A 25,829-nucleotide genomic window follows, 5' to 3' on the forward strand; every position below is an offset into this window, starting at 1 on the left:
GGTGACACGGCGGCGAGCGCAAGGCGGTCCGTGCGTGGCGCGGGAGTATGGCAACTGCCCGCCGTGGTCGCGTTGTTGCTCGCCGCGTCGGCCTGCGCGCTGACTTTGGGCACCCCGTACGTCCCGCTGCACCGGCTGCCCGGTGCGCTGCTGGACTCGGACAGCACGCTCACCGGCATCGTCGTCACCGAACTGCGCGTGCCCCGCCTGGTGCTGGCTCTGGTCGCCGGCGCCTGTCTGGGTGCGGCGGGGCTCGTGCTCCAGGAGGCGCTGCGCAACCCGCTGGCGGTACCGGAGATGCTCGGTGTGTCGTCCGGGGCCGCGCTCGGGGTGGCTGCCCCGCTGGTTCTGTCCGTGTCCCTCCCCGCCGCTGTCCAGCCCCTGTCGGCCATCGGTGGGGCCGCGCTCGGCGGCGGGCTCACGCTGCTCGCCGCGGGGCTGGGGCGCAGCCCGTCCGCCGTGCTGCTGACCGGCGCCGCGGTCGCCGCCGCGCTGCAGGCCGCGCTGCTCGTGCTGATGGTCATGGCCGACCAACTCGACCTGCAGCTGATCTACCGCTACCTGCTCGGTTCGCTCTCCGCCCGTACATGGGACGACGTCACCGGGCTGTGGCCGTGGCTGCTCGTCGCGGTTCCCGCGCTTGTGCTGTGCGCGCCGGTGCTCTCGGTGCTGCGGCTGGGGGACGAGGATGCCGAGGCGCTGGGCGTGCGCGCACAGCGGGCACGGTTCGCCGCGCTGGCCATCGCCGTCGTGCTGATAGCGCCCGTGACGGCCGTGTGCGGGCCGGTTGCGTGGGTCGGATTCCTCGCTCCGCACCTGGCGCGATGGTTCAACCCCCGTGCGGATGCGGTGCGTTGGCTGCCCTGGTCCGCCGCGTGGGGCGCCGTCGTCGTGGCCGTCGCCGACGTCCCGGCCCGGCTTGCGCTGGCACCTGTGGAGATGCCGGTCGGCGCGTGGACCGCCCTGCTCGGCGTGCCCGCCGGGGTTGCTCTGCTCCGGTCGGGCAATCGCAGGCCGGCGGTCCGGCGCCGAGCGGCGGGCGCCGATGTCGGCCGAGCGGCCGGTTCCGGCGCCGGCGGAGCGGCGGGTGCCGATGCCGTGAGCCCGGCGCCGCAGGGTGCGCAAGCCGCGCCCTCTGCCCCTTCGGGGAAGGAGGTCCGGTGAACCGGCAGCGTTTTACGGTGCTGGCCGCACTCGCCGTCGTATGCGCCGGTGTGGAACTGGTGGCCGGACGCGGCATGTCCCCGGCCGTGGTCTGGGACGTCCTGGGCGGGGGCGGCGATACGACGGAGCGGCACATCCTGCTCCAGCTCCGGCTGCCCCGGCTGCTGGTGGCCCTCGGCGCGGGGGCGTGCCTCGGCCTGGCGGGTCTGGTACTGCAGTCGGCGCTGCGCAACCCCCTCGCCGGCCCCGAGGTGACGGGGGTGACGCCGGGCGCCGTGCTCGGAGCCGTCGCCGCGACGAGCCTCGGACTCGCGGGGTGGGAATCGCCCCTCGCCGTGGTCGTCGCCGCGTGTGTGGGCGGCTGCGCCGGAGCGGCGCTGCTGTGGTTGCTCGCCGGGCGGGGCCGGAGCGACCCCGCGCAGACCGCCGTCCACGGGGTGCTGGTGTCGGCGGTGCTCGGCGGGCTCACGGCCATGGTGCTGCTCGTCGATCCTGGCGAACTCGGCAGTGTGGTGCAGTGGCTCGTCGGCACCACGGAGGGCCGTGTGTGGCAGCACTGGCACCTGCTGTGGCCCTGGGCGCTGGCCTGGGGTGCCGCCGCCTGGCTGCTGGCCGGGCCGCTGACCCTGCTGCGCTGCGGGGACGAGACCGCCCTCGCAGCCGGGCTCTCCGTGAGGCGTGCCCGGCCCTTCGCCCTGCTGTGCGCGGTGGCGCTGACGGCGGGTGCGGTGGCGGCCGTGGGGGCGCTGGGGTTCGTCGGGCTGCTCGTGCCGCACCTCGCCGTGGCCGTCTTCGGCGCCGACCTGCGTCTGACCCTGCCCGGCGCCGCCCTGGTGGGCGCGGCCGTGGTGTGCGGGGCGGACGCGACAGCGCAGCTGTCCTCGCGGCTGCTGGCGGCCGCGCTGGACTCCGGGCGGCTCACGCTGCCGGTCGGGGCCCTCACCGCCTGCCTCGGGGCCGCGCTGCTGCTGATCGTCGTACGCCGCGCGCCGAGCCGTACGTTCTGATGTCGACTTAAGGACAGAGCATGACCGAGTCCGTGGGGATCCGCGTCGAGGGGGTCCACTTCGGCTACCCCGGGCAACCCGTGTTGCGGGGCGTCGACATGACCGTCGAACCCGGCGAGCTCACCGCCCTCATCGGCCTCAACGGCTGTGGGAAATCAACCCTGTTGCGGCTGGCCGCCGGGCTGCTGCCGCCGGACGGGGGGCGCGTGCTGCTCGGCGGGGACGACCTCGCCCGGCTCTCGCGCCGCGCCACGGCCCGACGGGTCGCGCTGCTGCACCAGTCGGCTCCGGCCGTACCCGGCATGACGGTGCGGCAGCTCGTCCGGCAGGGGCGGTACGCGGCGCGCGGCCCGCTCGGCATGCTGCGCGAGGGCGACGACCCCGTCGTACGCCGCGCACTGCGTGACGTCGGTGTGGAGCAGTGGGCCGAACGTGACGTCGACGCGCTGTCCGGGGGCGAGCGGCAGCGGGTCCGGCTCGCGATGGCGCTCGCCCAGGACACCCGCGTCCTGCTGCTCGACGAGCCGACCACGTACCTGGACCTGCACCACCAGCTCGACGTGCTGCAGACCGTCGCGCGGCTGCGCGAGGAACGCGGCCTCACCATCGTGATGGTGCTGCACGACCTGGCGCACGCCGCCCGGTTCGCCGAGCGGATCGTCGCACTGCGCGACGGCCGTGTGGTGGCCGACGGGACGCCGAAGGAGGTCGTCACGCCCGGGCTGCTGGCGGACGTTCTCCGGGTGGCCGGTCGGGTCGGCCGGGATCCCGAGGGGGGCTGGCCCGTGTGTTACCCAGATCACCCTCTCCCCTATAGAATATGAAAATCATATTCATTAAGGTTCCCTGTGTGGCGCTCACCAGAACGCCGTATCTCCCCGACGAAAAAGGAGAGTTCATGGACACCGAGAAGGTCTTCGCGCCGATCGCCGACCCCGGTCAGCTGGCTCACGCCTCGGCCACCCACTCCAACGCGCTCGTCGAGAACCCCTTCGAGGACACCGAGGAGTAAGCGAGGGTCCAGCACTCTCGACCGTGGGCCCGTCCGTCACCTTGCGGCCGGGCCCACGCCCTTCCAAGGCCCCTTCCCCCCCGTAGGAGGACTGACGTGTCCCGCAGTCGGCTCGCACCCGGTGTCGAGGTTGTCGCTGTAACCGGGCGGGGTCTCGCCGTCCGCACGGCCGAGGGGGAGTTCCTCAGCGTCAGGACGGGCGACGCGTACGAGGACGCCCTGCTGTCCCGCCTCTCCGGTACGGCCGCAGGCGAGCCGGACGGCGAACTCGACCGCATCGTCCGGGCCTTCGAGGACGCCGGTTACCTGGCGGACGGCCCGCAGCGCCCACGATGGCCCGAAGACCGCAGGCACATCCGGCTGCTGGGCGACCCGGTTCTGACCGAACCACTGGCCGCGCTCCTGCGCGCACAGGGCGCAGAGCCACGAACGGCTGTGCACAGCAGCACGTCACCCTCACCTGACGACCTGTCTGCCGGAGATCCCGCCGCAGTCGTGTGGTGCCTCGACGGGCCCGTGCCCGAAGGGCTCTGGGACGCCGCCGACCGGCTGCCCGAGCGCGGCATCGCCTGGCTGCGCTGCCACCGGGAAGGCTGGCAGGCGTACGTCGAGCCCCTCGCAGCCACTCCCGGGGACGTCACCTCGGCACACGTCCGGGCCCGCCGCCTCGCCGCCACACCCGCGCACCGTGAGCTGGCCGCCTACTGGAGCGGGCCGCGCACGTCCGGTGTGCCCGTTCAGCTCACCGCCCCCGCCGCGGGGCTGCTGGCCGTCCTGCTCGCCGACGACCTCAGTCGGTGGATCACCGGCTCGCCCGACACGGGCGGCCTGCCCGCCCGGCGCCGGCTCCGGCGCGTCGACCTGCGCACGCTGACGGTCACCGAGCACCCCGTTCTGCCCGTCCCCGAGGTCGCCCCGATACCGAAGAACGCCGGATGACGCCGTTCACCGTGGCCGTCGAAGGGCTCGCCACCGACGTCCAGCTGCCGCCCGGCGACGGTTCCTTCCCGGCCGTCCTCATCCGCACGCCCTACGACCGAAGACGGCACCGCGCCGAACTGCGCGGCTGGGCCCGCCGCGGGTTCGCCGCACTGGCCCAGGACGTACGAGGCCGGCACGCCTCACACGGGGAGTGGCACCCGTACGAGAACGAAGCCGCCGATGGAGCGGCGACCGCCCGCTGGATCCGCCGACAGCCCTGGAGCGACGGGCGGTTGGTGGCCACCGGGGCCTCCTACGCCGCTCACTGCGCCCTCGCCCTCGCGCTCGACGCGCCCCCGGAGGCCCGGCCCGACGCAGTCATCGCCGCCGTGCCCGCGCTGGGCACCGCCGAGACGGCCCGCGAACCCTCGGGCGTGGAACGGCTGCTGGCCCGCGCCGGGTGGTGGGCGGCCCACGGCGACCGGCCGGACTCCGACGAGAACGCCCTGGACAAGGCCCTCGCCGCGGACCCCGGCCTGCTCACCCAGCTGCCGCTCACCGGCCTCCCCGACCGGCTCGGCCGGAGCCTGCCCTCCTGGCCGGGCCTGTGGCAGCACCGCGCACGCGGCCGGCTCCTCGCGGCAGCGGAGCACGCCGGGATGCCCCTGCTCGCGGTGGGCGGCCACCACGACCACTTCACCGAGGACACCGTGGCGCTGTGGCGCCGCTGGGGCGGTCCGTCGGCGCGGCTGCTCCTTGGCCCCTGGGGGCACGGCCTGGTCGCCGAACCCGGACCCGACGCCCATCCGGCGCACCGGGCCGGCCTCGGCGAGCTCTACGTGCGCTGGGCCCGCCGCGCCCTCGCCGGGGACCTCGGCCACGGGCACCGTGGCGCGGTCGGCCTGGGCGGCAGCCCCCTGTGGGTGCCCGCCGACACGGAGGGAGAGCCGCGCACGCAGCCCGTGCGGCTGCTGCACGGCTCCTCCTTCACGGCCGATCCGGAACGCCCCGTGTCGTCCGCGGACCTGGCCGTCCCCACGGACGGTCCCCCCGACCGCTGTGTGCTGGTCACTGCGCCACTGCCGCGTCCGCTGGACGTGGTCGGGCCCGCGCAGGTGCGGCTGCGGGCCGGCGCCCGCACGCCGTCGGCCGACTGGGCCGTCCGGCTCGTCGCGCTCACCCCCGAGGGAGTGGCTCAACGGCTCGCCGTCGGGGTGGTCCGACGCGAGGAACCAGCAGGAAGGGAGGCGGAGTTCACCGTAGAGCTCGGCCGGCTCGCGCGGCGACTGGCCGCGGGCACCCGGCTCCGCCTGGAGATCGCCGGACACCACTTCCCGGCCCATGCCCGCAACCCCCACACCGGCGTCGATCCCGTCACGGCCACCCGTTTGCTCCCCTCCCGGCGCGAGGTCGACGCCGGGAGCGTGGCGCTGCGGCTACCCGTGCTCCGTTCCCGTCCCACCACCACCGATCCCGCAGAGGAGATCCCGCGATGACGCCGCTGCCGCTGGAAGCACTCGTCGACCCCGTCTGCGGCATCGTCCGCACGGTCAAGCCCGTCGAGCACCCCGTGGGCGCACCGCCCCGCTACACCGCGCTCACCGCCGAGATCGCCGACGCCCGCCGGCTCGGCCTGTGGCCCGCCGACCGGGTGTCGCTCGGCACCACCTTCGGCGACCCCGAGGCCGCGCGCACAGCCGCGATAGCGGAGGGAATCGAGCGGTACTGCGGCAACCGGGTGCCGCCGCCCGGCCACCCCGAGGCCCCCCTGCGTGCCACGGCCACCGAACTGGCCGAGAAGGGGCTGCGGCTGTACGGTCCGGGCGAACTGCCGGCCTACGCCGACTGGCAGTACGCCCGGGAGAAGTTCCCCTACCGCCCCCTCACCGCCGACACGCCCTCCCTGTGGACGCGCGGTACCGAACGGCTGGCGGAGGGCCGGACCGCCGAGGTGTGGGCGCCCGTCGCGCTGACTCACCTCAACTGGCGCCAGGGCGACCTGCGTTCGCTGCCGCGCACGCACCACCTCAACTACGCGGGGATCGCCACCGGGCAGGGCTTCGACGACGCCGTCGAACGCGGACTGCTGGAGATCGTCGAACGCGACGCGCTCGAACTGTGGTGGCACCTCGACGGCCCCACCCGCGGCATCGACCCTGCCACCGTGCCCGGCCTCACCGACGACCTCGCCGGATCCGCGCTCGACGTCCATCTCGTCGAGATGCCCTCGGAGTTCGCCCCCTGCATGGCCGCGCTCGTCCACGACCCCCGGCTCGGCCTGTACGCCGCCGGGTTCGCCTGCAAGTACGACCCCGTCGAGGCTGCCCGCAAGGCGGCCCTCGAAGCCGTGCACACCTGGGTCTTCACCCAGGGCCTCACCGGCCCCGACGGCTGGGTCTTCCAGGCTGTCGATGCCGGGCTGCTGGCCCGCGGGCTGTACCTGGACCACCGTGCCGACGGTCGCTATCTCGACGCGTGCGGTGAACACTTCGAGCACGTACGGGACCTGGGCGCGCACGTCCAGGTGTGGCTGGACGAGCGGATGGCGTCTCAGGCCCGGCGGTTCACCGAGCCCGCGCACGGGACCGTCTCCATCGACGCGGTCGAGCCCGGAAGCCGGGACCGGCTGGAACGCGCCCTCCACGAGCGCGGGCACCGGATCATGACCTTCGACCTCACCACCGAGGACGTGGCCGAGACGCCGCTGCGCGTCGCCCGGGTCCTCGTCTCCGGGCTCCTGCCCAACGCCCCCGCCGCCTTCGGCTACTTCGGCTGCCCGCGCCTCGCCGAGGCCGCCGTCGCCCGTGGCTGGCGTACGACCGCGCCGAGCGCACCGGAGGACTTCACGCTGGCTCCTCCGCCCCACATGTGAGGGCCGGCCTCGTGAAGCACGCGCCTGTGGCACACACCGTGGACTCGAAGGAGCACGGCCCGGTGGACCTCGTCAGCGCCCTCGCCCGCGCCCGCTCCCCCGAGGATCCCGGCTCCGATACGCCCCGCGGGTCCATGGTCCGTGCCTGGCCGGGGCCGCCGTGCCCCATCCCGGAGGCCGCTCCCGGGGAGCTCGACCTGCGGGCCCTGCTCCGCTTCTCCCTGGCGGCCTCCGACGGCTCCGGACGGCTGCGGCCAGCCCCTTCCGCCGGTGCGCTGCACCCGGTGGACGCCGAGCTCGTCGTGGGCCCCGGCTGCCCGCTGCCGCCCGGGCGCTACGGCTACGACCCGCTGGGCCACCGTGTGCACCGCTTCGGCCGACAACCCGATGGGACCGTTCCGGGGATGACCGTGGAACTCTTCGTCACCCCACAGCGCACGGTCTCCCACTACGGCCACCGCGCCTGGCCGCTGATATTGCTGGACACCGGACACGTCGCCGCGGCGCTGTGGCTGGCGGGGCCTGCGCTGGGCCTGCGCGAGCCGGTGCTACGGCTGGACGGTCCCGCCGACGGCCCTGTCGCCGCAGTGCACTTCGCCCTGCCCGAGGGGACGCGTCCGCTGGAAGGGACACGGCCGACCGAGGCGCCCCACCTTCCCGAGGAGACGGGTCAGGCCGCGCCCGCACCCACGCCCCACGAGCTGCTGACCCGCCGCAGCGCACCACCACCGCTGCGCGGCACCCCGCCCCGTGACGTTCTGCGGGCGCTGCTCGCCACCGCCGTCCAGGCGAGCGCCGGTGAGGTCGCCTGGTGCGCGGCGGTCGGCGAACCACAGCCAGGGCTGGTCGAGTTGGCCCCGGACGGCATCCTGCGGCCGCTCGCGGCGGGAGAGGCCCGGCCCACGCTCGCGGTATGGGCCGCACGTCAGTCGTGGATCGCGGAGGCGGGCGCCGTCCTGATCGCCCACGGCTGCCCGTCGGACGCCGACGCCCCTCGGGTCCGCCGGGCCCACCTGCGAGCAGGGTTCGCCGTCCACCTCGCCCACATGGACGCCGTACGACATGGGCTGGCCGCCCGCCCCGTCGGCTCCTGGCAGCAGGCGGACCTGGGCGCCGCGCTCGGCGCCCCACCGGGCCGGGACTGGATCGTCCACGGCCTCGCCCTCGGCACCACCCACCCCGACGAGGAGAAGACCTCGTGATCGTCCACCCCGAGCTGCGCCGCGCCGCACGGCACGCACAGCGGTCCCTGCTCGCGGCCACCCTCCTGCAGGCGGCCGTCACCCTCACCCACCTCGCGCAGGCCGTTCTGCTGGCCGTCGCCCTCGCCGACGTCGCCCGAGGCCGCACGGACCGGCTCCCGCTGCTCCTCGGCGCGGTGCTCGGTGTCGTCGTCGCACGCGCCGGGCTCGGCCACCGGCAGCGGCATACCGCCACCCGCGCCGGGGCCACGGTCAGGGTGGCTCTGCGGGACGAACTCCTCGCCCACCTCGGACGGCTGGGCCCCGCGCACCTGACCACCGCGCGGGCAGGCGCCGTCCGCACCACCCTCGTCGACGGCGTGGAGGGCGTCGACGCCTACGTCTCCCGCTACCTGCCCCAGCTCCTGATCACCCTCACCGTGCCGCCCCTGCTGCTCGCCGCCCTGGCCGCCGTCGAACCGGCCGCCCTCCTCGGTCTCGTCCCGGCCCTGCTGCTCGCCCTGTTCGGGCCGCGCGCCTGGGACCGGCTGCTGGCCGAGCGCGGCAAGGAGCACTGGGACACGTACGAAGGGCTGGGCGCCGACTACCTGGAAGCCCTCCAGGGCATGCCCGCGCTGCGGGCCGCCGGCGCCGTCGGGCGCACCCGGGAGCGGCTGGAGAAGCGGTCCGCGGCGCTGCACCGGGCAACCGTCGCCAAACTGCGCGTGTCCCTCGTCGACACCGGCATCACGGACCTGGCCATCCAGGGTGGCACCGCGGCCGCCGCGTTGCTGGCCTGCTGGTCGGCCGTCACCGGATCCACCGCGGCGACCGGCACCTACCTGGTGCTGTTGCTGGCCTCCGAGTGCTTCCGGCCGGTCCGCGACCTGTCCCGCGAGTGGCACGCCGGGTACCTGGGCGTGTCGGCCGCGGACGGGATCGCGGCGCTGCGTACCGCCGAGCCCACCGTCCCCGACACGGGAAGCGCACCGACGCACCGGACAGGTCCGCCCGAACTGCGTTTCGAGGACGTGGAGTTCACGTACAGCGGCGCCGAGACGCCCGCGCTCGGGGGCGTCACCTTCACCGCGGAGGCGGGACGTACGACCGCGATCGTCGGTCCTTCCGGCGCCGGTAAGTCCACGCTCCTCGCCCTGCTCCTGCGCCACCACGACCCGCAAGGCGGCCGGATCACCCTCGACGGCCGCGACGTGACCGAGTACGCCCTCGACTCGCTGCGGCAGGGCATCGCCGTCGTCTCCCAGGAGACGTACCTCTTCCATGCCACCATCGCCGACAACCTGCGGCTGGCCAGGCCGGACGCAACGGACGACGAACTGACGCGCGCGGCACGCACCGCCGGCATCCACGACGAGATCACCGCCCTCCCCGACGGCTACGCCACCGTCCTCGGCGAACGGGGCGCCACCCTGTCGGGCGGCCAGCGACAGCGGCTCGCCCTGGCCCGGGCTCTGCTGGCCGACGCCCCGGTGCTCGTCCTCGACGAGGCCACCAGCGCGGTCGACGAACGCCGCGAGGCGGACATCGTCCGGGAACTGCTGGACGCCGCAGGCGGCCGGACCGTCCTGGTGGTCGCTCACCGGCTCGCCGCCGTGCGGCACGCCGACCGCATCGTCGTCCTCGACGGCGGACGGGTGGACGCCGTCGGCGAGCACGCCGCCCTTGTCGAAGCCGGGGGCGTCTACGCGGAGCTCGTCAAGGCGGGCCACACCTACGAAGGAGGGCTCGCCGCATGAGCAGCACCACAGACAGCACTCCCGCCGACCTGCCCGCGCGCGGCTCACTGCGCGCCCTGCTTCCCGCCCTGGCCGGGCACCGCGCCATGATGGCCCGCACCTGCGCCGCCGCGCTCATCGAGCAGGGCTCACTCGTCACATTGCTGACGCTGGCCGCGCACACCGTCGGAACCGCCGTCATCGAGGACCGCGCCCCCACGGCCGGCACGGTCGCCGCGCTCCTCGTCCTCGTCGTCGTACGCGCCCTGATGACCTGGCGCGAGATGGACCTCTCGCACGACCTGGCCTACCGGGTGCTGGCCGAACTGCGCGTGCGTGTCTTCGACGGGCTCGCCCGCAGCGCGCCCGCCCGTGTCGCCGGCCGGCGCAGCGGAGACCTCGCCGCCACCGCCATGGCCGACGTCGAGGCACTGGAGTTCTTCTACGCGCACACGACCGCCCAACTCCTCGCGTCCGGGGTGGTGTTCACCGGCGGTGCCGCTGTTCTGGCCACGCTTGAGCCGTGGCTGCCGGCGGTGGTGCTGCCGGTCGCCGGGCTCCTCGCCGTGGCGCCCTTCGCCGACGCGCGCGGGCGTGCGGCGCGCGGTGCACGCACCCGGGCGGCGGCTGCGAAGCTGTCGGCCGACACCGTGGAGACCGTCGGCGGGCTGCGTGAGCTGCTCGCCTTCGGCGGGCTGGCCGAGCGGCGGGCCCGGCTCGCCGAGCAGGGCCGGCGAGTGGGGGAGGCCCAGCGCGCCGAGGCCACCTGGGAGGCGATGGCCGCCGCGGTTCGCGACTTCCTCATCGTGCTCGCCGTGCTCGGCGTGGTGGCCGCCGCGGCGCAGTCCGTGACCTCCGGGCGGCTGCACGGCGCCTGGGCTCCGGCGGCGATGGCGCTGGCCCTGTCGGTGCTCGGCCCCGTCGCCGAGTCGGCCAGGGCGCTGAGCCAGGCAGTGGGACTGCGCGCTGCAGCCGCCCGGGTCGGCGCGGCCTTGAAAGCCCCCGCCCTCGCCCCGCCGCCCGCCTCACCCCGCCCGCTTCCTACCGGTCCACTGGGTGTCCGCCTGCATCAGGTGCGCTTCGACTACGGCGGTCAACCCGTGCTGGACGGAGTCGAGTTGACAGTACGCGCAGGACAGACGCTCGCCTTGGTCGGTGCCTCCGGGGCCGGCAAGTCGACCTGCGCCCACCTGCTGGCCCGCTTCTGGGACCCGTCCGAGGGAACCGTCCACCTGATACCCGGCGACGCCGATCCCGTCGACCTGCGTGACCTGAGCGATGCCGAACTCCGGCGGGCCGTCGCTGTGGTGGGCCAGGGCACCCCGCTTTTCCACGGCACCCTCGCCGACAACCTGCGGCTCACCGCACCCGAGGCGGACGAAGACCTCCTCGCCGAGACGGCCCGGCTGTGCGGCGTAGAGCGGATCGCCCCCCTGGACACCCTCGTCGGCGAACGCGGCTCCACCCTCTCCGGCGGCCAGCGCGCCCGGATCGCGCTCGCCCGCGCGCTGCTCGCCCAGCCGAGAGTCCTCGTCCTCGACGAGACCACCGCCCACCTGGACAACGCCGGCGACGCCCAACTCGCCACCGCACTGGGCAAGGGAGACCGCACCACGATCGTCATCGCCCACCGCCCCGCCACCATCCGCCGCGCCGACCGCATCGCCGTCCTCGAAGCGGGCCGCATCACGGAGGAAGGCACCTGGGAGGAACTGACCACCCGTCCCGGCAGCGCACTGGGCCGCGTCCTGGCCGTCACCCCGTCCTGACTGTCCTGAACTCCGGCCCCTCGATGGCGGAGCTTCCCGTGACCGACCGGAGAACGGGCCGCGAACAGCGACGGCCGCCCATGGGGGATGGACGGCCGTCGCGGTGGCGCCGACCTGTTCGTGCGGTGGCTGTTCCTGAGCGTGGGGGATGGCGTCCCGCACGATGTGCGCCACGGCCAGGGCGCGCAGCAGCTCGCGGTCGGGATCGTCAGTGGTCGTCCCAGTGTCCCTGGTGGGCGGCGTGGCGGTGTCCGTCGTGCACATAGTCGGTGTGGTCGCCGTGCGGCACGGCCACGTGGCCGCAGCCCTCGCCGTGCTGGTGGTCGTGGTCCTCGTGGACGGCGTGGCCGGCGTTGGCGCACTCGTCGACGTGGTCCTCGTGCGTCCGGTGGAGGTGGCCGTCGTGGGCGTAGTCGGTGTGGTCGCCGTGGGGAATGGCGACGTGGCCGCAGCCGTCGCCGTGGACGTGGGTGTGGTCGGAGTGGGTGCGGTGTTCGGTGGCCGTGGTCATGGGGGCTCCTTGCTTGTGCTGGCGACTGCCCGCGCCTTCCCGGCGGGCAGCCCATGGCGACATTAATACATGGCAATCCATGCATGTGTTTCGCGGCCGGTTGGCCGTTGGTCGCCGTGTCGATCCTCCGTGATGGAAGGTCATGGGTGGACCAACTGGTGGCAATGGCTTGGGGAAACTGGGCTCTCGGCAGGCGGGCGCCGTGACGCCTGCTTGGCGGGAGGGCCGGTGCCGGTTCACGACCGTGTCGCCCGCGTGAACCGTGAGCCGGCCGGCGCCGACGGGCGCCAGCGGGCCTCTTCGAGTCTGAGCCGGGTGCGGAAAGCCGTCGAATGAGGTTCGAGTGCCTCCGGCGGCAGACCGGGGGGCGGATGGTCGCGGAACTTCAGCAGTACACGCTCCTCGAGACGGTCCAACGTCCCGCGCCGGTCATCTCGCTCGTTGAGAAGATGCGGGATGGCAGGGTCGTCGTCCCTTTCAGGGCTGCGGGCTGCAGCGCCGCATCAAGGAGGGCAGGACCCGGCGTGCGATCGACCGATGTCTCAAACGCTACGTCGCCCCGGAGGTCTTTCACCCGATCCGGCCCGTATCCTCACAGCCCCCGTCATAGGGCCGTTGTGAGATGTGAGAGCGTGCAGGACGTGAGTGAGAGCGTGACGAACACCCTGCAATACCGCTTTGACGGGCCAGAAGAGGCTCCCGTCCTGATCCTGGGTCCCTCTCTGGGCACCACCTGGCACATGTGGGACCGGCAGGTCCCGGAGCTGGCCCAGCAGTGGCGTGTCTTCCGGTTCGACCTGCCGGGACACGGCGGCGCGCCCGCGTACCCGGCGGGCTCGGTCGGGGATCTCGCAGAGCGGCTGCTGGCCACCCTCGACGGCCTAGGCGTGCAGCGCTTCGGCTTCGCCGGCTGCGCCTTCGGCGGCGCCCTCGGCATCGAACTCGCCCTGCGCCACCCGGAGCGCGTCGCCTCGCTCGCCCTGATCGCCGCCTCGCCCCGCTTCGGCACGGCCGACGAGTTCCGGCAGCGGGGTGTGATCGTGCGCACGAACGGCCTCGACCCCATCGCCCGCACCTCGCCGGACCGCTGGTTCACCTCCGGCTTCGCCGCCGCCCAGCCCGCGATCACCGAGTGGGCGGTGCAGATGGTGCGCACCACCGACCCCGGCTGCTACATCGCCGCCTGCGAGGCACTCGCCGCCTTCGACGTGCGGTCACAGCTCTCCGGCGTCACCGTGCCCACCCTCGTCCTCGTCGGCTCGGACGACCAGGTCACCGGCCCCGCCGAGGCCCGCACGCTGGTCGCCGGGATACCGGACGCCCGTCTCGCCGTCGTCCCCGGCGCCTCCCACCTCGTCCCGGTCGAGCAGCCCGCCGCCGTCACCGACCTGCTGGTCCGGCACTTCTCCACCGCCTGGCAGCCGGCCTACGACTCGACCACCGGCCAGATGGCCATCGTCGCCGCCCCCGCCAAGCCGGTCCTGGCCGCGGCGCCTCCCCAGCCGGCGCCCGTCGCCGAGATAGCCCCGGCCGCCGTACCGTCGCAGCCGGCGGGACGACCGGACCCGTACGACGCGGGGATCAAGGTCCGTCGCGAGGTGCTCGGCGACGCGCACGTCGACCGCGCGCTGGCGCAGGCGGACGAGTTCTCCGGGGACTTCCAGGAGTTCATCACCCGGTACGCGTGGGGCGAGATCTGGGACAGACCCGGCCTGGACCGGCGCTCGCGCAGCTGCGTCACCCTCACCGCCCTGGTCGCGGGCGGCCACATGGACGAACTCGCCTTCCACATCAGAGCCGCCCTGCGCAACGGCCTCACGCCGGGCGAGATCAAGGAAGTGCTGCTGCAGGCGGCCGTGTACTGCGGCGTACCGGCGGCGAACAGCGCCTTCAAGGTGGCGCAGCAGGTCATACGCGAGGAGACCACCCCGCAGGAGTGAGCGTCCGCGGCGGCGGGCATCCGCGGATGTGAGCAGCCACGGCCGCGAGCACCCGCGGTGTGAGCATCCGCCACCTGCGCGCGCCAGGATGGACCCATGAAGCTCACGAAGAAGTCGCACGCCTGCGTCCGGCTGGAGAAGGACGGCCGGACGCTCGTCCTCGACCCCGGGGGATTCAGCGAGGAGGACGCCGCGCTCGGCGCGGACGCGATCCTCGTCACACACGAGCACCCCGATCACTTCGACGAACTCCGCCTGCGCGCGGCCATGGAGGCCAACCCGGCCGCCGAGATCTGGACCCTGAAGTCGGTCGCGGAGAAGATCGCGTCGGCCTTCCCGGGCCGCGTGCACACCGTCGGCCACGGCGACACCTTCACCGCGGCCGGCTTCGACGTCCAGGTCCACGGCGAACTGCACGCCGTGATCCACCCGGACATCCCGCGCATCACCAACGTCGGCTATCTCGTCGACGGCGGCCGTGTCTTCCACCCGGGCGACGCCCTCACCGTGCCCGACCACCCGGTGGAGACGCTGATGCTGCCGGTCATGGCCCCCTGGAACAAGATCTCGGAGGTCATCGACTACGTCCGCGAGGTCAAGCCGCAGCGCGCCTACGACATCCACGACGCCCTGCTCACCGACCTGGCCCGCCCGATCTACGACCGCCAGATCGGCGGCCTGGGCGGCGCGGAGCATCTGCGCCTGACGCCGGGGGACTCGGCGCAGGTGTGAGCGGTCCCACGCCGGGCGGGGCCGGGTTGTCAGTCCTGCCCGGTAGGTTGTCAGGCATGCGCATCGCGACCTGGAACGTGAACTCGATCACCGCCCGCCTGCCGAGGCTCCTGGCCTGGCTGGAGAGCAGCGGCACCGACGTGCTGTGCCTCCAGGAGGCCAAGGTCGCCGAGGACCAGTTCCCGGTCGACCCGCTGCGCGACCTCGGCTACGAGGCGGCGGTCAACGCCACCGGCCGGTGGAACGGCGTGGCGGTGCTCTCCCGCGTCGGCCTCAAGGACGTCGTCAAGGGTGTGCCCGGCGATCCCGGGTACGACGGCGTGGTGGAGCCCCGCGCCATCTCCGCGACCTGCGGCCCGGTGCGCGTCTGGTCGGTCTACGTGCCCAACGGCCGTGAGGTGGACCACCCCCACTACGCCTACAAGCTCCAGTGGTTCGAGGCCCTCAAGGCGGCCGTCGCGGGCGACGCGGGCGGCAGCCGCCCGTTCGCGGTGATGGGCGACTACAACGTGGCTCCGACGGACGACGACGTCTACGACCGCTCCGCCTTCGAGGGCTCCACCCACGTCACCCCCGCCGAGCGCGCCGCCCTCGCCTCCCTGCGCGAGTCCGGCCTGTCCGACGTGGTTCCGCGCCCCCTCAAGTACGAGCACCCGTTCACCTACTGGGACTACCGCCAGCTCTGCTTCCCCAAGAACCGCGGCATGCGCATCGACCTGGTCTACGGCAACGAGGCCTTCTCCAAGGCGGTCACCGACGCCTACGTGGACCGGGAGGAGCGCAAGGGCAAGGGCGCGTCGGACCATGCGCCGGTGGTCGTGGATCTGGACGTGTAGGACAGCGCCCTGCAGCCTGCCCGGCGCTTGAGGGCAAGGCCCCTCAAGGGCCGAAGCGGGGGCTGGGGGCGGCAGCCCCCAGCCGGGGCCGGCCACCACCCCCGCAATGTCACGGCACCAACGCCCGCAGATCCACCGCCGAAGCCAGCGCAGCCAGCCCCGCGTCGCCCGGGTGCAGATGGTCCCCGCTGTCGTACGCGGGAAGCATCCGGGACGGCCGCGCCGGATCCCGAACCACGGCATCGAAGTCGAGCACGCCGTCGAACACCCCCGCCGTCCGGATCCAGGCGTTGATCTCGGCCCGCTCGGCGTCGACGGCCGCCGTGCAACGCGCCTCCCCCTCGCAGGGCAGGAGCGTCGCCGCCAGCATCCGCAGCCCCCGCGCGTGTCCCCGGTCGGCGATTTCCCGCAGCCCCGCGATGACCTGCTCGGCCGTGGTCTGCGCCCGCACGTCGTTGATGCCCTCGAACACCACCGCCGTACGCGCGGACGTCTGGGCCAGGACATCCCGGTCGAACCGGTACAGGGCGCTGACGCCGGCCGTGTCCGTCGACACCCCGTCACCGGGATAGCGGTCGCTGACCACACGGTTGCCGGAGATTCCCTGGTTGAGCACCCCGTAGTGCGGGACCTCGGCCTGGTTCAGCAGCCGGGTGGCCAGCACATTGGGCCACCGTCGGTTGGCGTCCACCGTGGACTTGTCGCCGTCCGTGATCGAGTCGCCCAGCAGCACCACGGATCCGGGCCCACCGCCCACGTCGACGCCGGTCAGCAGCGGCCAGCTGGTCAGGACCGTGCCGTACGGCGTCGCCGAGCCGTCCGCCGTGTGGTCGCCCGGCCCGCTCACATACGACCGCTGCTGTGCGAGCCGGTGCACCGGGGCCGCCGGCACTGTCCCCGGCAGATGGAAGCTGACCAGCAGATTGGTGTCCGCGGGCACGTCGAAGTCGAGCGGATCGCTGTACGCCTGCGCCCCCGCCGGAATCACGACGCCCGCCGCGCCCCCGAAGGTCACCGGGGCCGGCGTGCCCCGTGCCGCCGCGCCCGTCTGCTGCACCGCCACGGTGGCGCTCCCGATCCGCACCGGAGCCGACGCGAAGGTGTTGTCGAACCGCAGCCGCACCCGTGGCCCGCCCGCCGAGGCGTGCACGACCAGCCGCAACGTCCGGTCGGTCCACGGCCCCACGGTCGGGTGGCCGCCCGTCGCGGCCGTCCAACTCCCCGTCCAGCCCGGAGCGGGGGAGCGTACGGCGAGCGCGAACACATGCAGCCCGGTCGCGTGCGGCAGCCGTACCGAGGCGACCTGGCGTCCCGGCGAGAGCGGCACGGTCACGACGTACAGGCGCGCCCGCTCGGCGAGTTGACCGGCGGGGGTGTTGATGTGCGGCAGGGCGACCGCCTTGGTGGCGAGCGGGCCGGTGCGCCAGTCGGGGGCGGTCAGGCGGTAGGCGGACCAGGTGCCGTCCATGTACCGCACCGTCCCCGTTCCGCCGGCGTCGGTGCCGTCCGTGCTCGCCACCAGGAACGCGAGCGCGTCGCCGCGGCCGCGCACCCGCACCTCCTGGCCCTCGGCCCGGACGTTGTCCGGCTCGCCCGGCTGCCGCTTCGGCCAGGTCAGCCGGGCGCCCTGGACGGTGAGCGCGCGCCCGGGTGTCCAGCCCGCCGCCGCGAGATCCCGCGCCGACAGGGAGGCGCCCGACCCGTCGAAGTTCCCCTCCGAGGGCCGGGCGTCGTCACTGACGGCCATGTTGTCGAAGAGCCGCTCCAGCGGGAGCGGCGTGGCTCTGCGCTCGGGGGCCGCCTGTGCGGAGACCCCCGGCACCAGGGCCGCGAAGAGAGCGAGGACGACCGTGGACCCCCACACACATCGGCGCAACTCCGACTCCTCCCGTTCACGACCGCTCACGACTACGTATGACTGCTCATGACAAGTTCGGACGAGACCCTCTGTCGGGACGCAAGACGCACCGAGAAGTTAGAGAGGCACCCGTGACCCGTCAACGAGCCATGCCCGAAGTCGGCGTGAACTCGACCGGAATCGACGGCCCGCGCGCCTGTGGTGCGTTCGGCAGTACGAATGACACGCTTGACGTATGAAGATCCCTTTTCTGGGCCACCGGCCCGAGAAGCGCGGGGCGGTCGATCCCGAGGGCATCGCCGAACTGCTCTCCGAGTGTGAACTCCTGCGTTCCCACGCGTCCCGGGCGGGGATCCGACTCGACGACACCGCGGCCTCGTTGGAGGCGCTCGACCAGCTGGTGCCGCGCTGGCGGGACGACGAGGAGGTCCTGCCCTGGCTGGGCAATGACGCCGGGCTGTATCTCGGCACCGTGATCGTGCGTACCGTGCCCGGGGCCGCCTGGGAGATCTGGCCGGACGGCCAGCCGGTCGTCCGGCTCGCCTCCGGCCGTGAGTTCGATGTCGTGGCCTCGGGGCGGGAGTGGGCCGCGAACGGGGTGCCGGAGCTGTCGCAGCTGTACGCGGAAGTCGCGGAGGCGTGAGGCGCTGACGCGTGCGCCGTTGCTGCGTGCGCCGTTGGTGCGTGCGCCGGGATGAGGGGCGCACTGCGAGGTAAGGGCGCCGTAAATACGGCTTATGTCCGAAAAGTGCGTGTCGCGTATCAAGTGGATGTTGACCCGGATAGTTTGCGGCGACCGCTACAAGGCCGAACGCGACTGGGGGCTGGGCATGGCCGGCGCCATCATCGACCGCATCGGAATCCTCCCCGCGCCGGACCTCGACTACGATGTTCCGTCCGTCCCCAAGGCCGTGGCGTTCGCCTCGGCCGCGACCAGGGACGCTGCTGCCGGGTGGGGATCCCCCCACGGCCCCTGGGTCCAGGGGCGGCAGGGGGCAGCAGTCATAGAGCCATACCCGTCCGGCGCCGGCCGGAGATCACTGCTCGCGCAGTGGAATCGACACGTATGACGGGTCGTTCGCCGGCGAGGAGAAGGTCAGCCGCGCGCCGGACGGGTTGTGCTCGATGTAGAGCGGGTCGACGGTGTCGACGACCAGGGCGAGCCGGTGCCCCGCCGGGACGTCGTACGCCGTGGAGTACAGCTCCAGGTCGACGGTGAACGGCTTTCCGGGCGTACGTCCGTGGAAGGTGTACGGCGCGTTGCTCACCAGCTTGCCGAGGCCGAGCGGGCCCACGTCGTAGAGGTAGGCGACGAGGGTGCCGCTCTCCTTGGTCGGGGTGACGGTGGTGTGCAACTTGGCCGTGCCCCGCACGCGTTGGGCCGTGGCGTACTTCTCCGACTGCCAAACGCCCGCCCAGAGCCGGGGAATCAGCGGAATCGAGGCCACCGGGGGCAGTTGGGCCACCTGGTCGAGGATGCTGGACAGGAAGACGACCCCGCCGTCCGCGCCCGAGTTGACGTTGGTGCGGATGGTGGTCGTGCCCGCGAGGGCGATCTTCCTGTTCGTCGCGCCGACCGACTTCCAGTCCGGGTAGCCCTCGTAGCCGCCCGTGGAGCGGGTCTTGAGCCGGACGGGGAGCTCGCGGTTGATGCCGTTGTCCGCGCCCTTGAGGTAGTGGTCGAACCAGCGGTGGGTGTCCGTCCAGACGTCGTTGGGCAGGCCGAACAGCCCGGTCATCTCGGCGGTGGCGTGGTCGCCGGGGCGGAACTCCAGCCGCTTGGGGCCGGTCAGCTTCTCGTAGAAGTCCGCGTACTGGTTGGGCGGGAAGATCGTGTCGCCCCACGCGTTGGCCAGCATGACCGCGGCGCCGTTCTTGTTGAGTTGGTTCACATAGGTGGCGACCGAGCGTTTCTGCCCCCACTTGATCATGTCCTGTTCCTTGGACAGGTCAGAGGCGTAGAAGTCGTCGAAGATCTGCCGGAGTTCGGCGCTCTGACGGCCCGTGACGAGCCCTGCGCCGTCCAGCAGCGCGGCCGCCTGGACGTGCTGGGTGCGGCCGGAGTAGATCGAGTCGATGAGGTCGGCCCAGCCGCTGAGGGCGGCGACCGCCCGGACGCGCTTGTCGTGCGCGGCGGTCAGCAGGCTGATGCCGGCGCCGTACGAGACGCCCGCCATGCCGATGTGCGCCGAGTCCGCAGGGGTGTTGGCGAGCGCCCAGTCGATGACCCTGGACGCGTCGGCTATGTCGGGCGGGCCGGCCACTTCTATCTCGCCGCCGGACTGCCAGAACCCGCGCACGTTGTAACTGACCACGACATAGCCCGAGTTCGCGAGCTTCTGGGCCTGTGCGAAGTACTCGACCTGGGGCAGGCCCCAGCTCGTGGGCAGCACGAGCAGCGGGTAGCGGCGGGTGCCGTCGGCGCCGGCCGGCGTGATGACGTTCGCCTTGAGGGTGGTGCCGCCGTCGCCGGTGATGTCGACGAAGCGGACGTCGTTCGGGGCGGCCTGTGCGGCGGGGGCGGCCCCGAGGGCGCTGCCTGCGATCAGGGTCGCGGAGACGGCGCCCACGGCGGTGGTACGCAGGGCCTTGCCAGGGTGTCCCACGGGTCACTCCCTACTCGTGTCAGTACAAAGTGACCGAACGGTAACCGGGGCCCCTTACCGCAAGTAACCCGTGGGTAAGTTACGTGGCAGTAACGATTACTGGAATGTAACGGACCTCAGGAGGCGCGGTGAGAATTACGCGGAGCCGCAGGTGTCGGCAGAGGTGCCTGCGCCGCCCGGGTCACGTCCGCCACCAGCTCCACCACGTCCGGGCCGTACGCCTGTGAGTTGACCACCTTCAGGAGCAGCACGAAGGAGTTGTTGCCGTGCTTGCGGGACAGCCGCTCGTGGTTGCGGGCGAGGTAGCGGGTGGCGGCCTGGTTGGTGATGGAGGTCTGGCCGCAGAACAGGAAGACGGGGCGGGTGCCCTGGCTCTCGCCGACGGTCAGCCGGGCGAGCAGCGCGTACTCCTCCTTGCCGACCTCCACCCGGTAGCGCTCGGAGCCGACCTGGAAGGCGCCCCGGTCGGGGCCGGGTTCGGCGTCGACGTTCACCCGCACCCCGGGCAGCAGGGAGGCCAGGTGGGCGATCATGCGGCGGTTCGACGCCGGGCCGCCCACGCAGAACTCGGTGCGTTCGCCGAAGCCCTGGCGGGCCGCGTCGTGCGGGACGATCTGGGCGTGGGCGTTGCAGTCCTTGATCAGGGCGGCGAGTTCGAGCAGTGCGAACACGTCGTACCGCATCACCGTCAGCTCGGGCCCGCCGGCCCCGCGGTTGACCACCAGCAGGGACTCCGCGTTGTCGGGCAGCCCGAAGAACGCCTGCTTGCGGCGGAGCTTGCGCTTCCACAGGTAGGTGCGGGCAAGCCAGCCGAGCGCGGCACTGATGCCGGCCGCGACCACGCCCAGGACGATGTTGCGCACGTCGTCATTCATGGGCGCGCATGGTAGCGGGCGAACGCAAACCGTTGTTCGAGACAGGTCCGGCTCTGTTCGTGGGCTCGTGCGCTCCTGACGAGGGCATGCCGATCGAATAGGCTGCGCGAACGGTCCCTGACTGGAGGTGCGGATGCGTCGCCCTGTCGCGCGGAAACTGTCGGTCCTGGCGGTCTCGGTCGCCGTGGTGTCGGTGGGAGCGGCGGCGCCCCCCGCCGCGCAGGGCAGCCCCGCCGAGAAGGTACCCGTGGCCGTCGGCTACGGCGGTGCGGTCGCCAGCGTCGACCCGGACGCCACTGCCGCGGGCATCGAGGTCCTGCGCAAGGGCGGCAACGCGGTCGACGCCGCCGTGGCCACGGCCGCCGCCCTCGGCGTCACCGAGCCCTACTCCGCCGGCATCGGCGGAGGCGGCTACTTCGTCTACTACGACGCCAAGTCCCGCACGGTGCGGACCATCGACGGCCGTGAGACCGCGCCGCTGACCGCCGACGACCAGCTCTTCGTGGAGAACGGCTCGGCGATCCCGTTCGCCGAGGCCGTCAGCAGCGGCCTCAGCGTCGGAACCCCGGGCACGCCCGCCACCTGGCAGAAGGCGCTGGACAAGTGGGGGAGCCGAGAACTCGGCACCCTGCTGAAGCCCGCGGAGCGGCTCGCCCGGGACGGTTTCACCGTCGACGAGACCTTCCGCTCACAGACCGCCGCGAACGAGACCCGGTTCCGCTACTTCCCGGACACCGCGAAGCTGTTCCTGCCGAGCGGCGCGCTCCCCGCCGTCGGCTCCACCTTCAAGAACCCCGATCTCGCGCGTACCTACGCCGAGTTGGCCCAGAAGGGCGTCGGGGCGCTCTACCGCGGTGACATCGCCGAGGACATCGTCGACACGGTCAACAACCCGCCCGTGGACCCGGCTTCCGGCTGGAAGGCCCGCCCCGGCGACCTCTCCGCCAAGGACCTGTCCGCCTACCGCACCAAGCTCCAGGCGCCCTCCAGGACCTCGTACCGCGGTCTCGGTGTCTACTCCATGGCGCCCTCCTCCTCCGGCGGCACGACGGTCGGTGAGGCCCTCAACATCCTGGAGAACACGGACCTGTCGAAGGCGAGCGAGGTCCAGTACCTGCACCGCTACATCGAGGCCAGCCGCATCGCGTTCGCGGACCGCGGGCGCTGGGTCGGCGACCCCGCCTTCGAGGACGTACCGACGAAGGAACTGCTGTCGCAGCGGTACGCCGACTCGCGGGAGTGCCTCATCAAGGACGACGCGGTGCTGACGAGCCCCGTCGCGCCGGGCGACCCGCGCAACCCCGCGGCCTGCGACGCGAGCGGCACGGCGGCGCCGACCACCTACGAGGGCGACAGCACCACCCACCTCACGGCGGCCGACAAGTGGGGCAACGTCGTCTCCTACACGCTCACCATCGAGCAGACCGGCGGCAGCGGCATCACCGTCCCGGGCCGTGGCTTCATCCTCAACAACGAGCTGACGGACTTCTCCTTCACGCCGGCCAGCCCGGCCGTCCACGACCCGAACCTGCCGGGGCCGGGCAAGCGCCCGCGCTCCTCGATGTCCCCGACGATCGTGCTCGACCAGCACGGCAAGCCCGTCGTGGCGCTCGGCTCACCCGGTGGCGCCACCATCATCACCACCGTGCTGCAGACCCTGACCGGGTTCCTCGACCGCGGTCTGCCGCTGGTCGACGCGATCGCCGCGCCGCGCGCCAGCCAGCGCAACCAGACCACCACCGAGCTCGAACCGGGCCTGTGGAACAGCCCGTTGAAGGACCGCCTGGCCGCGATCGGGCACGGCTTCCGGCAGAACGCCGAGATCGGCGCGGCGACCGGTGTACAGCGGCTGCCGAACGGGAAGTGGCTGGCCGCCGCCGAGAAGGTACGGCGCGGCGGCGGCTCGGCGATGGTGGTGCGGCCCGCGTCCTAGGTCGTGTCCGCAAAGTCCCGTCGTCCGCCCGGAGGGCGGGGCAGGCGGGACTTTGCGGACACGGCCTAGCACGTCAGAGCTCAGGGGCGGGCGGCAGATCCTCCGTACGGAAGGCGAGCCGCCCGTCCTCCACGTCCACCGTCACCCGGCCGCCCTCGCCGATCCGGCCGTCCAGCAGGAGCCGGGAGAGCTGGTTGTCGACCTCCTTCTGGATGGTGCGGCGCAGCGGGCGGGCACCGTACTCGGGCTGGTAGCCGCGCTCGGAGAGCCAGTCGACGGCCGCGCCGGTGAAGTCGACCGCGACGCCCTGGGCGTGCAGCAGCCGGCGCGTCTTGTCCAGCAGCAGGTTGGTGATCCGTTCCAGCTGGTCGTGGGTGAGGGTGCGGAAGACCACGATCTCGTCGATGCGGTTGAGGAACTCGGGCCGGAAGTGTTCGCGCAGCGGCCGCAGGATCCGCTCGCGCCGCGCCTCCTCGTCGGCCTCCGCGTCACCGGCTGCCGCGCCGAACCCGATCCCGGCGCCGCCCCGGCTGATCGCCTCCGAACCCAGGTTGCTGGTCATCACGATGACCGTGTTGGTGAAGTCGACGGTGCGGCCCTGGGAGTCGGTCAGCCGGCCGTCGTCCAGGACCTGCAGCAGGATGTTGAAGACGTCCGGGTGGGCCTTTTCGACCTCGTCCAGCAGGAGCAGCGAGTAGGGGTGCCGGCGCACGACCTCGGTGAGCTGGCCGGCCTCCTCGTGGCCGACATAGCCGGGCGGGGCGCCGACCAGGCGGCTGACGGTGTGCCGTTCCTGGTACTCGCTCATGTCCAGGCGGACCATGCGCTCCTCGCTGCCGAACAGCGCCTCGGCGAGTGCCCGGGCCAGTTCGGTCTTGCCGACGCCGGTCGGGCCGAGGAAGAGGAAGCTGCCGATGGGCCGGTCGGGGCTGGCGAGTCCGGCCCGGGAGCGCAGCACCGCGTCGGAGACCACGCGCACCGCCTCGTCCTGGCCGACGACCCGCTCGTGCAGGTGCTCCTCCAGGCCGAGCAGCTTGTCCTTCTCCTCCTCGGTGAGGCTGCTCACCGGGATGCCGGTCTGCCGGGAGACGACCTCCGCGATGGCCTCGGTGGTGACCTCCAGGTGCATGCCCTCGTCGATCTCCTCGTCGCCGGAGGAGTCCGCGATGCGCTGCTTCAGCTCGACGATGCGGTCGCGCAGCTGCGTCGCCTGCTCGTAACTCTCGTCGGCGACCGCCTGGTCCTTGTCCCGGGTCAGCTGCTCGACCTCGCGCTCCATGGTCCGCACGTCGGTGCCCTTGGTCCGCGCGCGCAGCCGTACCCGCGCGCCCGCCTGGTCGATCAGGTCGATGGCCTTGTCGGGCAGGCGGCGGTCGGTGAGATATCGGTCGGACAGCTCGACGGCGGCCACGAGCGCCTCGTCGGTGTAGCGGACCTGGTGGTGCGCCTCGTAGCGGTCGCGCAGGCCGCGCAGGATCTCGATCGCGTCGGCGGGGGTCGGCTCGGGGACGAGGATCGGCTGGAAGCGGCGGGAGAGCGCCGCGTCCTTCTCGATCCTGCGGTACTCCTCCAGGGTGGTCGCGCCGACGATGTGCAGCTCGCCGCGCGCGAGGGCCGGCTTGAGGATGTTCCCGGCGTCCATGGAGCCGCCCTCGCCGCCGCCTCCGGCGCCCACGACGGTGTGCAACTCGTCGATGAAGACGATCAGTTGGTCGGAGTGCGAGCGGATCTCGCCCACGATGTTGTTGAGCCGTTCCTCGAAGTCGCCCCGGTAGCGGGTGCCCGCGACCACGCCCGTCAGATCCAGGGCGACAACCCTGCGGCCGCTCAGCACGTCGGGCACGTCGACGTCGGCGATCCGCTGGGCCAGGCCCTCCACGATCGCGGTCTTGCCGACGCCAGCGTCACCGATCAGCACCGGGTTGTTCTTGCCGCGCCGGGAGAGCACCTCGATGGTCTGCTCGATCTCCTCGTCCCGGCCGATCACCGGGTCGATACGGCCCCGGCGGGCGAGGTCGGTGAGGTCGCGGCCGTACTTGTCGAGCGTGGGTGTCCCGGTGTCGACGCGGGGCCGCTGGTCGACGCCAGGCCGCGTCGGGGCGGTGTCCGGAGCCTCGGGCGGCATGCCGGACGGGGCGAAGCGGGCCGCGTTGAGGATGTGCCCGGCGGCCGAGTCGGGGTTCGCGGCGAGGGCGCTGAGCACATGCTCCGGGCCGATGTATCCGGCGCCCCGCGCGCGGGCCAGGTCGTGCGCGTCCAGCAGGGCGCGCTTGGCGGCCGGGGTGAGGGAGAGCGACGTCGGCGGCGGGGCCTCGCCGGGCGGGTGCTGGACGGGGCCGGAGCGCTCGTCGATCTCCGTCGCCAGCGAGTCGGGATCCGCGCCGGCCCGGCTGAGCAGACTTCGGGTCGGCTCGGCGGACAGCGCGGCGCGCAGCAGGTGCTGGGTGTCCAGATCGCGGCTGCCGTGCTCGGCGGCGTACTGGGCGGCGCCCCGCACCAGCTCCCGGGCCGGCTGACTGAGCAGACGGCCGATGTCGATCTGCCGGGGGCCGGGGCGCGGTCCTCCGAAGAAGCGGGCGAGGAACTCTCCGAAGGGGTCGTAGTCCTCCGGACCACCACTGAAGCCGCTGGTCATGGCGTTCCCATCCGGCGTCCCTGCGCGGGCAGGGTCGCCCTCGCTGATCGACGTGCCGGAGTCGGGTAACCCGGGCGGAAGCCGGTTACACCTGGCCGCGTTCGTAGAACACCTTCGCACGAACAGTGGCCGGGGGCACGCGGAGCGCTCCGCGGGAAGCGCCGTGATGCGGGGCTGCCGCGAGGTGCCGTCGCCCGTCTGCGGGTTCGTCGTGGCTGTTCGCGCCCTCGAACTCCCGGCT

At 73.0% G+C, this 25,829-nt stretch carries 19 protein-coding genes and 1 pseudogene; 15 read left to right on the forward strand and 5 right to left on the reverse strand.

Annotated features, from left to right (window positions below; genetic code table 11):
• The first annotated feature begins 75 nt into the window (after window positions 1–75).
• The 10 genes and pseudogenes from ACIBAG_RS26305 to ACIBAG_RS26350 all read left to right on the forward strand — a co-directional run bounded on the left by ACIBAG_RS26305 (window position 76) and on the right by ACIBAG_RS26350 (window position 11,662).
• Window positions 76–1,164: a FecCD family ABC transporter permease gene (locus ACIBAG_RS26305; protein WP_399108320.1), complete on the forward strand. Its 1,089-nt coding sequence runs from the start codon at window positions 76–78 to the stop codon at window positions 1,162–1,164.
• The gene (locus tag ACIBAG_RS26310; protein ID WP_399108063.1) at window positions 1,161–2,171 is read left to right on the forward strand and encodes a FecCD family ABC transporter permease; all 1,011 of its coding nucleotides are present in this window, start codon (window positions 1,161–1,163) and stop codon (window positions 2,169–2,171) included. The genes ACIBAG_RS26305 and ACIBAG_RS26310 overlap by 4 nt, the downstream gene beginning before the upstream one ends.
• 20 nt (window positions 2,172–2,191) lie before the next feature.
• Window positions 2,192–3,011, forward strand: a pseudogene (locus tag ACIBAG_RS26315) (ABC transporter ATP-binding protein).
• 58 nt (window positions 3,012–3,069) lie between these two features.
• Complete coding sequence (amiA, locus tag ACIBAG_RS26320) at window positions 3,070–3,183, forward strand: streptamidine family RiPP (RefSeq protein WP_268256018.1); 114 nt, start codon at window positions 3,070–3,072, stop codon at window positions 3,181–3,183.
• Between the two features lie 96 nt (window positions 3,184–3,279).
• Window positions 3,280–4,122, forward strand: a complete 843-nt coding sequence (locus ACIBAG_RS26325) for a hypothetical protein (RefSeq protein WP_399108065.1) — start codon at window positions 3,280–3,282, stop codon at window positions 4,120–4,122.
• Window positions 4,119–5,600 carry a CocE/NonD family hydrolase gene (locus tag ACIBAG_RS26330; protein WP_399108067.1) on the forward strand — a complete coding sequence of 494 codons (1,482 nt, stop codon included), beginning with the start codon at window positions 4,119–4,121 and terminating at the stop codon, window positions 5,598–5,600. The genes ACIBAG_RS26325 and ACIBAG_RS26330 overlap by 4 nt, the downstream gene beginning before the upstream one ends.
• Window positions 5,597–6,976: a YcaO-like family protein gene (locus tag ACIBAG_RS26335; RefSeq protein WP_399108068.1), complete on the forward strand. Its 1,380-nt coding sequence runs from the start codon at window positions 5,597–5,599 to the stop codon at window positions 6,974–6,976. The genes ACIBAG_RS26330 and ACIBAG_RS26335 overlap by 4 nt, the downstream gene beginning before the upstream one ends.
• Before the next feature lie 26 nt (window positions 6,977–7,002).
• Window positions 7,003–8,178: a SagB/ThcOx family dehydrogenase gene (locus ACIBAG_RS26340; RefSeq protein WP_399108070.1), complete on the forward strand. Its 1,176-nt coding sequence runs from the start codon at window positions 7,003–7,005 to the stop codon at window positions 8,176–8,178.
• Window positions 8,175–9,914 carry an ABC transporter ATP-binding protein/permease gene (locus ACIBAG_RS26345; protein WP_399108072.1) on the forward strand — a complete coding sequence of 580 codons (1,740 nt, stop codon included), beginning with the start codon at window positions 8,175–8,177 and terminating at the stop codon, window positions 9,912–9,914. Before ACIBAG_RS26340 ends, ACIBAG_RS26345 begins: the two co-directional genes overlap by 4 nt.
• Window positions 9,911–11,662 (forward strand): ABC transporter ATP-binding protein, encoded by a 1,752-nt coding sequence (locus ACIBAG_RS26350; protein WP_399108074.1) that lies wholly within the window; start codon window positions 9,911–9,913, stop codon window positions 11,660–11,662. Before ACIBAG_RS26345 ends, ACIBAG_RS26350 begins: the two co-directional genes overlap by 4 nt.
• Before the next feature lie 208 nt (window positions 11,663–11,870).
• On the opposite strand, the gene ACIBAG_RS26355 is transcribed toward ACIBAG_RS26350, so the two are convergent.
• Window positions 11,871–12,173 (reverse strand): hypothetical protein, encoded by a 303-nt coding sequence (locus ACIBAG_RS26355; RefSeq protein ID WP_399108076.1) that lies wholly within the window; start codon window positions 12,171–12,173, stop codon window positions 11,871–11,873.
• Between the two features lie 641 nt (window positions 12,174–12,814).
• On the opposite strand from ACIBAG_RS26355, the gene pcaC reads away from it, so the two are divergent.
• The 3 genes from pcaC to ACIBAG_RS26370 all read left to right on the forward strand — a co-directional run bounded on the left by pcaC (window position 12,815) and on the right by ACIBAG_RS26370 (window position 15,681).
• Window positions 12,815–14,113 carry a 4-carboxymuconolactone decarboxylase gene (gene pcaC, locus ACIBAG_RS26360; protein WP_399108078.1) on the forward strand — a complete coding sequence of 433 codons (1,299 nt, stop codon included), beginning with the start codon at window positions 12,815–12,817 and terminating at the stop codon, window positions 14,111–14,113.
• Window positions 14,114–14,209: 96 nt separating this feature from the next.
• The gene (locus ACIBAG_RS26365; protein WP_399108080.1) at window positions 14,210–14,845 is read left to right on the forward strand and encodes an MBL fold metallo-hydrolase; all 636 of its coding nucleotides are present in this window, start codon (window positions 14,210–14,212) and stop codon (window positions 14,843–14,845) included.
• A gap of 56 nt (window positions 14,846–14,901) precedes the next feature.
• On the forward strand, window positions 14,902–15,681 hold the full coding sequence (locus tag ACIBAG_RS26370; protein ID WP_399108082.1) for an exodeoxyribonuclease III: 780 nt from the start codon (window positions 14,902–14,904) through the stop codon (window positions 15,679–15,681).
• Window positions 15,682–15,790: 109 nt separating this feature from the next.
• Here the strand turns inward: ACIBAG_RS26370 and ACIBAG_RS26375 are convergent, their stop codons facing one another.
• Window positions 15,791–17,587 (reverse strand): SGNH/GDSL hydrolase family protein, encoded by a 1,797-nt coding sequence (locus ACIBAG_RS26375; protein WP_399108084.1) that lies wholly within the window; start codon window positions 17,585–17,587, stop codon window positions 15,791–15,793.
• 187 nt (window positions 17,588–17,774) lie between these two features.
• Here ACIBAG_RS26375 and ACIBAG_RS26380 point away from each other — a divergent pair, with 187 nt between their 5' ends.
• A complete protein-coding gene (locus ACIBAG_RS26380) occupies window positions 17,775–18,182 on the forward strand; it encodes a DUF6278 family protein (protein WP_399108086.1) in 408 nt (135 codons plus the stop codon).
• Between the two features lie 394 nt (window positions 18,183–18,576).
• On the opposite strand, the gene ACIBAG_RS26385 is transcribed toward ACIBAG_RS26380, so the two are convergent.
• The gene (locus ACIBAG_RS26385; RefSeq protein WP_399108088.1) at window positions 18,577–20,145 is read right to left on the reverse strand and encodes a CocE/NonD family hydrolase; all 1,569 of its coding nucleotides are present in this window, start codon (window positions 20,143–20,145) and stop codon (window positions 18,577–18,579) included.
• 116 nt (window positions 20,146–20,261) lie between these two features.
• Window positions 20,262–21,020: a hypothetical protein gene (locus ACIBAG_RS26390; RefSeq protein WP_399108089.1), complete on the reverse strand. Its 759-nt coding sequence runs from the start codon at window positions 21,018–21,020 to the stop codon at window positions 20,262–20,264.
• A gap of 133 nt (window positions 21,021–21,153) precedes the next feature.
• Here ACIBAG_RS26390 and ggt point away from each other — a divergent pair, with 133 nt between their 5' ends.
• Window positions 21,154–22,953 (forward strand): gamma-glutamyltransferase, encoded by a 1,800-nt coding sequence (gene ggt, locus ACIBAG_RS26395; protein WP_399108091.1) that lies wholly within the window; start codon window positions 21,154–21,156, stop codon window positions 22,951–22,953.
• A 73-nt stretch (window positions 22,954–23,026) separates the two neighbouring features.
• Here ggt and ACIBAG_RS26400 read toward each other — a convergent pair whose 3' ends face one another.
• Window positions 23,027–25,588, reverse strand: coding sequence for an ATP-dependent Clp protease ATP-binding subunit (locus ACIBAG_RS26400; RefSeq protein ID WP_399108093.1), 2,562 nt, complete (start codon window positions 25,586–25,588; stop codon window positions 23,027–23,029).
• Window positions 25,589–25,829: the final 241 nt, after the last annotated feature.

It is taken from the genome of Streptomyces sp. NPDC051243 (assembly GCF_044455405.1).
Classification (GTDB): Bacteria; Actinomycetota; Actinomycetes; order Streptomycetales; family Streptomycetaceae; genus Streptomyces.

Bases quoted from the DNA above. Each gene is read 5' to 3' on its own strand.
- ACIBAG_RS26390 (WP_399108089.1), bottom strand. From the start codon at position 21,020: ATGAATGACGACGTGCGCAACATCGTCCTGGGCGTGGTCGCGGCCGGC.
- ACIBAG_RS26355 (WP_399108076.1), bottom strand. From the start codon at position 12,173: ATGACCACGGCCACCGAACACCGCACCCACTCCGACCACACCCACGTC.
- ggt (WP_399108091.1), top strand. From the start codon at position 21,154: ATGCGTCGCCCTGTCGCGCGGAAACTGTCGGTCCTGGCGGTCTCGGTC.
- ACIBAG_RS26365 (WP_399108080.1), top strand. From the start codon at position 14,210: ATGAAGCTCACGAAGAAGTCGCACGCCTGCGTCCGGCTGGAGAAGGAC.
- ACIBAG_RS26380 (WP_399108086.1), top strand. From the start codon at position 17,775: ATGAAGATCCCTTTTCTGGGCCACCGGCCCGAGAAGCGCGGGGCGGTC.
- ACIBAG_RS26350 (WP_399108074.1), top strand. From the start codon at position 9,911: ATGAGCAGCACCACAGACAGCACTCCCGCCGACCTGCCCGCGCGCGGC.
- ACIBAG_RS26400 (WP_399108093.1), bottom strand. From the start codon at position 25,588: ATGACCAGCGGCTTCAGTGGTGGTCCGGAGGACTACGACCCCTTCGGA.
- ACIBAG_RS26335 (WP_399108068.1), top strand. From the start codon at position 5,597: ATGACGCCGCTGCCGCTGGAAGCACTCGTCGACCCCGTCTGCGGCATC.
- ACIBAG_RS26330 (WP_399108067.1), top strand. From the start codon at position 4,119: ATGACGCCGTTCACCGTGGCCGTCGAAGGGCTCGCCACCGACGTCCAG.
- amiA (WP_268256018.1), top strand. From the start codon at position 3,070: ATGGACACCGAGAAGGTCTTCGCGCCGATCGCCGACCCCGGTCAGCTG.
- ACIBAG_RS26370 (WP_399108082.1), top strand. From the start codon at position 14,902: ATGCGCATCGCGACCTGGAACGTGAACTCGATCACCGCCCGCCTGCCG.